At 74.5% G+C, this 12,127-nt stretch carries 6 protein-coding genes; 2 read left to right on the top strand and 4 right to left on the bottom strand.

Translation table 11 applies throughout. The features are described from left to right. Window positions 1–86: 86 nt before the first annotated feature. Window positions 87–6,659: an amino acid adenylation domain-containing protein gene (locus tag AC069R_RS02400; protein ID WP_478764210.1), complete on the top strand. Its 6,573-nt coding sequence runs from the start codon at window positions 87–89 to the stop codon at window positions 6,657–6,659. A gap of 2 nt (window positions 6,660–6,661) precedes the next feature. Then, entirely contained in the window at window positions 6,662–8,029 is a 1,368-nt protein-coding gene (locus AC069R_RS02395; protein WP_478763809.1) for an MFS transporter, read from the top strand. Between the two features lie 14 nt (window positions 8,030–8,043). Here the strand turns inward: AC069R_RS02395 and AC069R_RS02390 are convergent, their stop codons facing one another. The 4 genes from AC069R_RS02390 to AC069R_RS02375 are packed head-to-tail and all read right to left on the bottom strand — an operon-like array spanning window position 8,044 to window position 11,764. Next, window positions 8,044–9,060 carry an SDR family oxidoreductase gene (locus tag AC069R_RS02390; RefSeq protein ID WP_478763807.1) on the bottom strand — a complete coding sequence of 339 codons (1,017 nt, stop codon included), beginning with the start codon at window positions 9,058–9,060 and terminating at the stop codon, window positions 8,044–8,046. A 27-nt stretch (window positions 9,061–9,087) separates the two neighbouring features. After that, complete coding sequence (locus tag AC069R_RS02385) at window positions 9,088–10,335, bottom strand: beta-ketoacyl-[acyl-carrier-protein] synthase family protein (RefSeq protein WP_478763805.1); 1,248 nt, start codon at window positions 10,333–10,335, stop codon at window positions 9,088–9,090. Beyond that, entirely contained in the window at window positions 10,332–10,592 is a 261-nt protein-coding gene (locus AC069R_RS02380) for an acyl carrier protein (RefSeq protein WP_478763803.1), read from the bottom strand. Before AC069R_RS02380 ends, AC069R_RS02385 begins: the two co-directional genes overlap by 4 nt. 50 nt (window positions 10,593–10,642) lie before the next feature. Beyond that, on the bottom strand, window positions 10,643–11,764 hold the full coding sequence (locus AC069R_RS02375) for an aspartate aminotransferase family protein (RefSeq protein WP_478763801.1): 1,122 nt from the start codon (window positions 11,762–11,764) through the stop codon (window positions 10,643–10,645). Window positions 11,765–12,127 lie beyond the last annotated feature (363 nt).

Raw genomic sequence — 12,127 nt, 5'->3', positions numbered from 1 at the left:
ACTCCCGCAAACAACGACCCGGACCCCCCCCCTTCCACCACGTCCCGGTCCGCCACCCCCCCCTCCCCCCCCTCCCCCCCCCCCCGCTGCGGGCGGGCGCGCGGCGCCTGGTCGCCGCGCACGAGGCGCTGCGCACCCGGTTCGCGCCGCGCGACGGCCGGGTGACGCAGATCGTGGACGACGAAGGCCGGCTGGACTTCGGCTACGAGGAGCCGGCCGGCGCCGCCCACGGCCGGCTGGCGCGGGACGAGGTGACGCGGTGGCTGGAGACCGAGCGGGACCGCCCGTTCGACCTGGGCACCGGCCCGCTGATCCGGTTCCGGTTGCTGCGCCGGGGACCGGCCGAGTGGGTCCTGCTGGTGTGCATGCACCACATCGTCACCGACGGCTGGTCCGTCGAGGTGATCCTGGACGAACTCTTCACCGACCGGGCGGAACCCGCCCTCCAGTACCGGGAGTTCACCGCCCGGCAGGAGGAATGGCTGGCCGGTCCCGAGGCGGACGCGCAACGGCGGTACTGGCAGCGGCGGTTGAGCGGAGAGCTGCCGGTGATGCGGTTCCCCCCGCTGTACGGCGCCCCCGGCCCCGACGGCAGCCACGGGTTCCGGCTGCGGGGCCGTGCGGTCTCCCGGCTGCGCGCGTTCGCCGCCGAGAACGGCGGCACGCTGTTCACCGTGCTGCTGGCCGCCTACAGCGTCCTGCTCGGCCGGTACACGGGCCTCGACGACATCCTCGTCGGCACCCCCGTGGCGGGCCGTACCGACGCCCGGTTCGACCGCACGGTCGGGCTCCTGGCCAACACGGTCGCCGTCCGCACCGCCCTCGACGAACGGGCCGGCTTCCGCGCGCTCTCCCGCGCCGTGCGCGACAGCGCGTTCGACGCCCTGGACCACCAGGAACTGCCCTTCGACAGCGTGGTCAACGCCATCGGCGCCGAACGCGGCACCGGCCACTCCCCGGTCTTCCAGGCGGCCTTCAGCCTGCACAGCGGACGCCCGGCGCGCACCTTGCTGCCCGGCGTCGTCCTGGAGCCCGTGGGCCTGCCCTGCGCGTACGCCAAGTTCGCGCTCACCCTGGACGTCCGCGACGACGGCCAGGACCTGCACTGCGCGCTGGAGTACCGGGGCGACACCCTCGACCCCCGGCTGGTGGCACAGTTCGCCGAGCACTACGGCGAGCTGCTGCGGACCGTGCTGGACGACCCCGACCGGCCGCTGGCCGACCTGCCGATCGCGCCGCCCCCGCCGAGCCCCGCGCCCCGCGCCTTCGACACGCGGTCCTGCTGCCACGAGACGTTCGCCGAGCGGGCGGCGCGGTGGCCGGACGCCGTCGCCGTCGTCTGCGGCGAGCAGAGCGTCACCTACCGCGAACTCGACCAGCGCGCCAACCGGCTGGCCCACCGCCTTCGCGAACTGGGCGTCGGACCAGGCGTGCTGGTCGGTCTGCGGGCGCCGAGGTCGGTCGAACTGGTCGTCGGTCTGCTCGGCATCCTCAAGGCGGGCGGCGCCTACCTGCCGCTGGACCCGGCCGACCCGCCGGCCCGCACCCGCTCCCTCCTGGAGGACGCGCGGCCCCGCGTGGTCGTCTGCGCCGACACCCTGGACGGGCACCCCGGCCCGCTGGTGCATCCGGCGGATCCGGCGCTGGCCCGCCACCCCGTCACCCCGCCCGACACCGCAGTGGGGCCGGACGACCCCGCCTACGTCATCTACACGTCCGGCTCGACCGGCCGCCCCAAGGGCACCCTGGTCCCGCACCGCAACATCGGCCGCCTCTTCGCCGCCACCGACGCCTGGTTCGGCTTCGGCCGCGACGACGTGTGGACGCTGTTCCACTCCTACGCGTTCGACTTCTCCGTCTGGGAGCTGTGGGGCGCCCTGCTGCACGGCGGCCGGCTGGTCGTCGTGCCCTTCGACGTCAGCCGGAGCCCGCGCCACTTCCACGACCTGCTCTGCCGGGAGAAGGTCACCGTCCTCAACCAGACGCCGTCGGCGTTCATCCAGCTGATCCACGCCGACCGGGAGGCGACCGGACACCTGTCCCTGCGCCACGTCGTCCTGGGCGGGGAGGCGCTCAACCCCGCCGTCCTGCGCGACTGGTACGCCCGGCACGCCGAGGACACCCCGCGCCTGACGAACATGTACGGCATCACCGAGACCACCGTGCACGCCACCTGCCGCCCCCTGACGGCTGCGGACACCGAGCACGACGGCACCGGCAGCCGCATCGGCGTACCCCTGCCCGACCTGCGGATGCATGTCCTCGACCGGCACGGCCGGCCGGTGCCGTGCGGTGTGGTCGGCGAACTGTACGTGGCGGGCGCCGGACTGGCCGCCGGGTACCTCGACCGGCCGGAGCTGACGGCCGCCCGCTTCGTGGCCGGACCGGACGGCCGCCGGTACCGCACCGGAGACCTCGTACGGACGCTGCCGGACGGCGGCCTGGAGTACCACGGCCGGTCCGACGACCAGGTGAAGATCCGCGGCTTCCGGGTCGAGCCGAGCGAGGTCACGGCCGCGCTCGCCGCCCTCGACGGCGTCCTCGACGCGATCGTGGTGCACCGGGACGGCCGGCTCGTCGGCTACGCCGTCACCGACCGCACCGCCGACGCGCTGCGCGAGCGGCTGGCCGCCCGGCTGCCCGGCCACCTGGTCCCGGCCCACCTGGTGGTGCTCGACCGGCTGCCGCTCACCGCCAACGGCAAGGTCGACCGGCGGGCCCTGCCCGACCCGCGGGAACAGTCCGTGGCACCCTTCACCGCCCCGGCGACCCCCGCCGAGACGGTGCTCGCCGAAATCTGGCAGGACGTCCTGGACCGGCCCCAAATCGGCGTCGACGACAACTACTTCGCCCTGGGCGGCGACTCGATCCGCAGCATCCAGGTCGTCGTCGGCGCCAAGAACAGGGGACTGCGCCTGGAGGTGGCCGACCTGATGCGCCACCAGACCATCCGGGCCCTCGCCCGAGTCGTCACCCCCGCCACCGCCGACGTGACCGACCGGGAGCCGTTCGCCCTGCTGCCCGCGGCGGACCGCGCCCGGACCGGACCCGGCATCACCGACGCCTACCCGATGTCCCGCCTCCAGTGCGGCATGGTCTTCCACGGCGAGCAGTCGGGCCACTACCACAACGTCAGCAGCTACCTGCTGCGCGCGGCCTTCGACGAACGGGCGTGGTCCGACGCCGTGTCCGGGCTGATCGACTGCCACGAGATGCTGCGCACCTCCTTCGCGCTGACGGGGTACTCCCGCCCCGTCCAGCTGGTGCACGCGAGCGTCCCCGTCCCGCTGTCCGTCGAGGACCTGCGCGGGCGCCCGGACCAGCAGGAACTGGTCGCGGCCCGCTTCGCACACGAACGCCGCGCGCGGTTCGACGTGGCGAAGCCGCCCCTCGTCCGCTTCCACGTCCAGCGCCTGTCCGAGGACACCATGCGGCTGTTCGTCACCGAGCACCACGCGATCATGGACGGCTGGAGCGAGCGTTCCCTGCTGACGGAACTGCTCAACCGCTACGCCCGCACCGGACCGGTCCACGCCCCCGCCGCGCGCTTCCGCGACTACCTCGCACTGGAGGAGGCCGCCGCCGCGGACCGCGGGCACCGGGACTTCTGGCGCGGGCAACTGGACGGCATGACCCTCGCCCGGCTGCCCCGCTGGCGCCCGCCGGCCGGCCCCGCCGCGATGAGCCACCTCGAACGCCCGGTCGCCGGGGAACTGTCCACCGCCGTACCGGCCCTGGCCCGCAGGCTCGGCGTACCGGTGCGCACGGTGCTGCTCGCCGCCCACCTGCGCGTGCTGAGCCTGCTCACGGCCACCGACGACGTGGTCAGCGGCGTGGTCTGCAACGGCCGCGTCGAGGAACAGGACGGCGACCGGGTCGTCGGCCTGTTCCTCAACACCCTGCCGCTGCGCGCCCGGCTGACCGGCGGCACCTGGACGGAGCTGATCCGCGCGGTCCACGCGGCCGACCAGGAGATCCAGCCCCACCGCCGCTTCCCGCTGGCGGAGATCCTGCGGACCACCGGCCGCCCGGCCCTGTTCGAGACCTTCTTCAACTTCACCCACTTCCACGTCGAACGCGGCGTCCCCCACTCCCTGGTGGAGATCGTGGCCGAGGACCGGGCCGGGGACGTGGAGTTCCCCTTCGGCGCCGAGTTCTCCGTCGACAGCGCCACCGGCCGGCTGCGCCTGGCCCTGCGCTACGACACGGCCCAGTTCACCGAGCGGCAGACGGCCCTGGCCCACGGCTACTACGTGGCCGCGCTGGACGCCATGACACGCCGGCCCGACGCCGCCTACCCGAGCTGCGTCCTGCTCTCCCCGGCCGAACAGGAGCAGCAGCGCGCCTGGAACCGGACCGGGCGGCACTACCCGCAACCGCACGTGCTCCACCAACTGGTCACCGACCAGGCGCACCGCACTCCCGACCGGGCCGCCGTACGCTTCGAAGAAACGCAACTGACTTTCCATCAACTTAACGACAGAGCCGACCAGTTGGCCGCCGCGCTGTGGCACCGCGGAGTACGGCCGGGGCGGTTCGTCGGGCTGCTGCTGCACCGGTCGCCGCGGCTGCCCGTCGCGCTGCTCGCCGTGCTCAAGTGCGGCGCCGCCTACGTCCCTTTCGACCCCGGCCATCCGCGGCGGCGCCGGGAGGCCCTGGCCGAGCAGGCGGGCCTGAAGCTCATGCTGACCGACGCGGACGTGGCGGACCTGGAGCGCGAGGCCGCCGGGCCGGACCTGCCCGGCATCCCGCCCGGCGCCGCGACCGTCGGCCCGGACGCCCCCGCCTACCTCATCCACACCTCCGGCTCGACCGGCACGCCCAAGGGTGTCGTGGTCCCGCACCGCGCGGTGTGCAATCGGCTGCTGTGGATGCAGCACGAAGACCCGCTGGCCGCGGGCGAGAAGGTGCTGCAGAAGACCCCGTACACGTTCGACATCTCCGTGTGGGAGCTGTTCTGGCCGCTGATCGGCGGCGGCACCCTGGTGCTCGCCGCGCCGGACGGCCACCGCGACCCCCGCTACCTGGCCCGGCTGATCCAGGACGAGTCCATCACCACCGCGCACTTCGTCCCCTCCATGCTCCAGGCATTCCTGGAGGAACCGGAGTCCGGGCGCTGCACCAGCCTCACCCGAGTGGTCAGCGGAGGCGAGGCGCTGCCCCGCGAACTCCAGGACCGGTTCATGGCGGTGCTGCCGGCCGCCGCGCTGCACAACCTCTACGGACCGACCGAGGCGACCATCGAGGTCACCGCCTGGCGCTGTGTCGAGGACGACCGCGGTACGGTCCCCATCGGCCGCCCCATCGCCAACGCCGAGACCTACATCCTGGACCGGTACGGCCACCCGGTGCCCCTGGGCGTCCAGGGCGAACTCCACCTGGCGGGCGTACCGCTGGCGCTGGGCTACCACGGCCTGCCCGAACTGACCGCGCAACGCTTCCCGGTGCGGACCCTGCCGGACGGGACGTCGCGGCGGATGTACCGCACCGGCGATCTGGCCCGGCAACTCCCGGACGGCGAGATCGAGTTCCTCGGCCGGGCGGACCACCAGGTGAAGCTCAGGGGATTCCGGGTGGAGCCCGGCGAGATCGAGGCCGTGCTCGCCCGCCACGAGGCGGTGTCCGAGTGCGCGGTCGCCCTGCGCGACGGCCGGCTGGTCGCGTACGTCGTGGGCGAACCGATCGGAGCGGCCGAACTGACCGGCTTCGCCAGGAACTGGCTGCCGGACTACATGCTGCCGTCCGCGGTGGTACCGCTGGCCGCGATGCCGCTGACCCGCCACGGCAAGCTCGACCGCGCCGCACTGCCCGCACCCGGCCCCGTGCGCGGCGAGCCGGAGCGGCCCGCGACACCGGCGCAGGCCCGCGTGGCGGCGGTCTGGGAACGGGCCCTCGGCACCGGCCCGGTCGGCGTGCACCAGGACTTCTACCTGGCCGGCGGGGACTCCCTGACGGCCCTGCGCCTCGTCGCGCTGCTGCACGAGGAGTTCGGCGAGCGGCTCCCGGTCGGCGACGTGCTCAGCCACCCGACCGTGGCGAAGCAGGCGGCACTCCTGGACCGGGCCCGCCACGGCGCGGACCGGAGGCGGGCACCCCTCTTCCTGGTGCACCCGGTGGGCGGCACGATCCTCTGCTACCGCGAACTGGCGGCCGCCCTCACCGCGGTGTACGGACTGTCCGCCACCGGCCCTGCGACCGGGATCGAGGCCATGGCCGAGGAGTACCTGGCGGAGATCCGCCGGGTCCAGCCCAAGGGCCCCTACCGGCTGGGCGGCTGGTCGTTCGGCGGTGTGGTCGCCTACGACATCGCCTGCCGGCTGCGCGCCGAGGGCGAGGCGGTGGAACTGCTCGCCATGCTGGACAGCGGTTTCACCGGCGCCGAACTCCCGGACGAGGCCGGGCTGCGCACCTGGCACCTCCGGGACGCGCCCGACGCGGACTACGACGTCTTCCGGGCCAACGTCCGCGCACTGAGCCGCTACCGGCCGCCGACGTACGACGGCCGGGTCCTCTTCCACCGCGCCACCGGCAACACCGACGCCGAGCGCTGGCGGGAACGGGTGACCGGCCCCTTCGACCTGCGGCAGGTGGACGCCGACCACCAGCGGATCGTCCGCCATCCGCAGGTGATCGCCGACCTGCTCGCGGAGGTGGGCTGACCGTGGCGGCCCTGTGGCGCAACGCCGCCTTCCGCAACCTCTGGCTCGCGCAGACCGTCTCGCAGTTCGGCGCCAACGTCACCGTGGTCGCGCTGCCCCTCACGGCCCTGGCGCTGCACGGCAGCCCGCTGGAGATGGGCCTGCTCAGCGCGGCCGGCACGCTGCCCTACCTGCTGGTCAGCCCGTTCGCGGGGGTGTGGCTGGACCGCCACTCCAAACGCCGGCTGCTGATCCTGGCCGACCTCGCGCGCAGCGGGCTGCTGCTCGCGATCCCGCTCTGCGCCCTGACCGGCACGCTCTCCCTGCCCCTCCTGCTCGCGGTCGCCCTGCTGGTCGGAGCGGGCACGGTGGTGTCCGACATCGGCTACACCGCCTGCCTGCCGACCCTGGTGCGCACCGAGGACCTGGTGCGGTGCAACAGCAGGATCGAGCTCAGCTCCTCGGGATCGCTGATCCTGGGGAACTCGATCGGCGGCATGGCCGTCCAACTGCTCACCGCGCCGCTCGCACTCCTGGCCAATACGGCGGCATACCTGCTCTCGGCCGCCTTCACCTGGCGGATCCCGCCCGAGCCGCCCGCCGTCCGGGCGCCGCGCGAGCGGGGCGAGGTGTGGCGGGAGGTGCGCCTCGGTGCCGCGTTCGTGTTCGGCAGCAGGCCCCTGCGGGCGCTGACGGGCGCCTCGGGCACCTTCAACCTCTTCCTGTTTCTCAGCGAACCCGCCTTCCTCGTCTTCGTCACCCGCACGGTGGGGCTCACACCGTTCGAGGTCGGGCTGGTCTTCTCCGCCTCCGGGGCGGGAGCCTTCGCCGGGGCCCTGGCCGCCACCCGCGCCGCCGACCGGCTCGGGGTCCCGCTGGCGCTGACCGGCTCGCTCGCCACCGCCGGGGCGGCGTCGGCGATCGTCCCGGCCGCGGCCATGGCCCCGCAGGGCCTGGCCCCCGCCCTCATCGCCGTCGCGCACTTCGTGATGAGCGCCACGGTCATCGTCTTCAACGTCACCCAGCGCAGCCTGCGCACCTCGCTGACCCCGGCGGACCTGTACGGCCGGATGAACGCCTCGATCCGCATGATCGTCATGGGCGCGGCGCCCGTCGGCGGCCTGCTCGGCGGGTGGCTGAGCGCCACCGCCGGCCCGCGGGCCGCGCTCGTCGTCGGCGCCCTGGGCATGGCGACGGCCTGCGCCTGGCTGCGCCCCTTCCAGCCGGCCGCACGCGACGGGCACGGGACCAGGACCGGGCACGGGACCGGGCCGAGCATCCCCGCGCCCCGGCGGGAGAGTGCACCACCGGCGAGCGGTCCGCTGCCAGGGCGGAGGCGGCAGGACCGTACGGCCGCGGATGGCCACGGCCCCGGATCCCCTTCGGCGTGACCGCCCTGCACACCTCACACGTGCAGCGTCCACGGTCGCGGTTCCGCCAGGGCCAGGCGGGGCTTCCGGGCGGCCCAGTGGTGGACCGCCGTCGTCATCGCGGCGGCCGGGTCCCGGACGGGATGCGTCGGGGTGAAGGGGGCGGCCATGCTGGTGTAGCTCTGGAACATGGCCAGCAGCTTGACGGCCTCGGTCTGGAAGGGGGAGAGGTAGCGGTCCGCGAGGGGGAGAAAGAAGCGGGTCCAGGTGTCCGGGGGGACGATCGGGGGGCGGGCGATCGGCGGGGCGCCGTGGGCGGCGCGGAAGGTGTTGAGCGCCGTACAGGTCACGTCGATCAGCGTGGCCAGCCGCAGGCTCGCGGGGCCGGCCGCCACGGTCTCGGTGCGGGAAGCGGGGGGCGGAGCACCGAGGGCCGCGCCCGCGATCGCCCGTGCCACCTCGTCCACCGGGCTGATCTCCGCGAACCCCTCCGGGTCGCCGACGACGACCGCGGCGAGCCCGGACACCAGGGCGTGCAGCAGCGTGTACGGCCCGGAGAAACGGGCGATCCCGCCGTCGCGCCGCCTGCCCACGACCAGCGGGGGGCGCACGATCGTCAGCGGCCCGGAGTGCTCGCCGCGCGCCACCTCCTCGCACACCGCCTTGGACCACTCGTAGCCGTTGCGGTAGCCGTCGAACTCCGTCACGGCGCCGGTCCGTTCACCGGCGACGTACGCCGTGGACACATGCACCAGATGCGTGTCGGGACCGGCGAGGGCGAGGACCGCGCGCAGCGGGTCCACGTTGGCGGCAAGCGCCTCGGCACGGGTCATCGTCCAGCGGGTGGAGGCCGCGGTGTGCACGATGACGTCCCAGGGGCCGCCGAGCCGCGCCGGCACCGGCCCCCGCCCGAGCGGCCAGGGCACGATGTCCGCGTCCGTCGCGCGCCGTGCCGTACGCACCAGCACATGCGGCGGCGCGTCGGCCGCGCGCAGGGTGTCGACGGTCTCGGTGCCGATCACACCGGTGGCACCGGTGACGAGGATGCGCATGGTTCCGTCTCCGAGCGGGCGTGAGGGTCAGGGGGCGGGGGAGAGGACGAGGCAGGCGTTCTGCCCGCCGAAACCGAAGGAATTGGACAGCACCGGCGCCGGACCCACCGTCCGGGACGCGCCGGTGACCAGGTCCACGAGGTCCGCCTCCGGGCTGGTGCGGGTGTTGGCGATCGCCGGGACAAGGCCCGCCGACGCGCAGCGCAGCGCCAGCGCCGCCTCCAACGCCCCGGAGCCGCCGATGAGATGACCGGTGACGCCCTTCAGCGCCGTGACCGGCGGGGACTGCCCGGCGAAGCAGCGGTCGATCGCGGTGGCCTCGGCCCGGTCGTTGAGCAGCGTGGAGGTGCCGTGCGCGTTGACATGGCCGATGTCCGCCGGCGACAGCCCCGCGTCGGCGAGCGCCGAGCGCATACAGGCCGCGGCGACCGAGCCGTCCTGGTGCGGGGCCACGATGTGGAAGGCGTCGCAGTTGTCCGCGTAGCCCGTGATCTCCCCGTGGATGCGCGCCCCGCGCGCCACCGCGAGGTCCCAGCGCTCCAGCACCAGCAGCGCCGCGCCCTCGCCGACCACGAATCCGTCCCGGTCGGCGGCGAAGGGCCGACTGGCCAGCCAGGGCTCCTCGTTGCGCAGCGACACCGCCCGCATCCGGGCGAAGCCGCTCATGATGACGGTCGTGACCGGCGCGTCGGCGCCACCCGCGAGCGCCACGTCCAGCTCGCCGTGCCGGATCTTGCGGGCCGCCTCGCCGAGCGCGGTGGTGCCGCTGGCGCACGCGGTGGCGTACGTGGTGCACGAGCCGCGGAACCCGAACCGCATCGCGATCCGGCACGCCGGGGAGTTGGTCATGGTCCGCGGCACGGTGTGCACCGGCATGCCCATCGGGAAGCCGCCGTGGTCCAGCGCGGTCGCCTCCATGCTGGGCAGCCCGCCGATGCCGGTGCCGAGCTGCACCCCCGTGCGCTCCGGGGCCAGTTCGCCGGGCAGCGCGGCGTCGGTCACCGCGTCGGCCGCCGCGCACAGCGCCAGCATGGTGACCCGGTCGATCTGCCGGGCCTCGCGCCGGGTCAGATACGCCTCGGGCTCGAACGGCGGTACCAGGCAGGCGAAGGCCACGGGCACGGCCTCGGCCACCAGCCGATCGACGGTCGCCGCCGTGGACTTGGCCGCCAGGAACGTCCGGAACGCCTCCTCGGGCGTATTGCCCGCGGGCGACTTCACCCCGATGCCGGTGACGGCCACCCGGAAGCGGCCGTGTGCGTCACGGCCGCTCACCGTGGCTCCGCGAGCCGGGCTTCCAGCAGGTCCACGGCCTGGCCCAGGGTCTCGGCGGCCGTCAAGTCCCGTACCGCGATGGGCAGTCCGAGGGCCGTCTCCAACCGGGAGCCGATCTCCATGAGTTCGAGACTGTCGATCCCGAAGTCGTCCGCCAGGCGGGTGGTGTCGTGCAGGTCCTCCGGCTCGGTACCGATCACATCGCAGACGACGGTACGCAGCAGGAGGCCGAGCTGTTCACGGGTCCGGGTGGGCATGGGCGTTCCGTTCTCCTTCGGCGTCGGCACGGCGCGGACGGGCGGCGTGGTCATCTCTCGGCGCACCGGGCCGCGGCCGTGGCCGTGGCGTGCTCCAGGGCGGCCAGCGCCTCCGCCACCTCCGGCGGGCCGCAGGCGAGTGAGGGCAGCAGCCGCACGGTGGTGGGGCGGCTCAGACAGGGGGAGACCAGGAGGCCGGCGTCGGCCAGCCCGAGGACGACCTCGCCGGCCAGATGCGGGGTGGCGTAGTCGAGGCCCCACAGCAGCCCGCGCCCGCGCACCTCACGCACCGCGTCGGCGTGCCGCCCGCGCAGCCGGGCCAGTCCCTCGGACAGGGCGTCGGCCAACGCCTCGCCGTGCGCAGCCAGTTGCTCGATCGCCGCCAGGGCCGGGGGCAGCGCGGCGCACGCCAGCGGATGACCGCCGAAGGTCGCCGAGTGCAGGAACGGGTCCGCCTCCAGCGGCGCGTACAACTCCTCGGAGCACACCACCGCCGACAGTGGTACGACGCCGCCGCCCAGCGGTTTGCCCACCAGCACCGCGTCCACGGGCAGCCCCTCGGCGAGGGCGAGGGACCGCTCGCCGCAGCGCCGCAGACCGCACTGGATCTCGTCGGCGATGACGAACGCGCCGTACCGCCGCGCGTCCGCGCACCAGCGCCGCAGCACGGCCACGGGCAGCGGTACGACGCCGTTCTCGCCCTGCACCGGTTCGAAGACGACGGCCGCCAACTCGCCTGAAGCGGCGGCGCGTTCGACGGCTCCGGTGTCCTCCGGGTCCGCGTGCGCCACGTCGATCACGCTGCCGCGCAGCCCGGTGCGGAACAGCGGGCTGTGGGTGAGCGCCAGCGCGCCGGTGGACTTGCCGTGGAACCCGCCGCGCACCGCGAGGATCCGGCCCCGCCCCGAGGCCAGCCGGGCCAGCTTGACCGCCACCTCCACCGCGTCGGCGCCGTTCAGCCCGAAGTACACCTTGGGCAGGGTGCCTTCGAAGTACTCCACCAGGGTGGCGGCCGCCCGCGCCGTCACCGGGTTGGCCAGGCTGCGGGTGGCGGTCGGCAGGGTGTCCAGCGCCCGGCGCACGGCCGCCACGACCGCCGGGTGCCGGTGGCCGAGCAACGGTACGGCGTAGGAGCCGAAGTCGAGCACGCTCCGACCGTCGGAGAGGGTCACCCGGCACCCCTCGGCCTCCACCTCCACGGCTCCCCGACCCGCGAAACTCCCGGTCAGCGCGAGCCGGGGCGAGAAGTGCCGCCGTACGAGATCGAACGTCCGCTGTGCCTCACGGAGTTCACCGCCCGCCCTGCCCTCTTTCCCCCCGCCACCGCCGACCACCGCACCCCCACACCCACCGGCCTCGGCCGCCGCTGCGGCATTTGCGCCGCCTCCGGACACGGCCGTATCCCTCCGTCGACGGGGCTCGGCCGCGGCTGTGTCCCTTGCGCGGCCCTCGTTCCCGGCGGTGCCGTTGCGCTTGCCTGCCGCCTCGGGACTCTCGCCGCCTGCCGTCATCGTCGCGCCTTTGGGTCTGTCGGT

The sequence above is a fragment of the Streptomyces sp. NPDC043952 genome (genome assembly GCF_056435325.1).
Note: the sequence above shows the minus strand (reverse complement) of the source record. Positions and strands in the feature narration are given on the sequence as shown.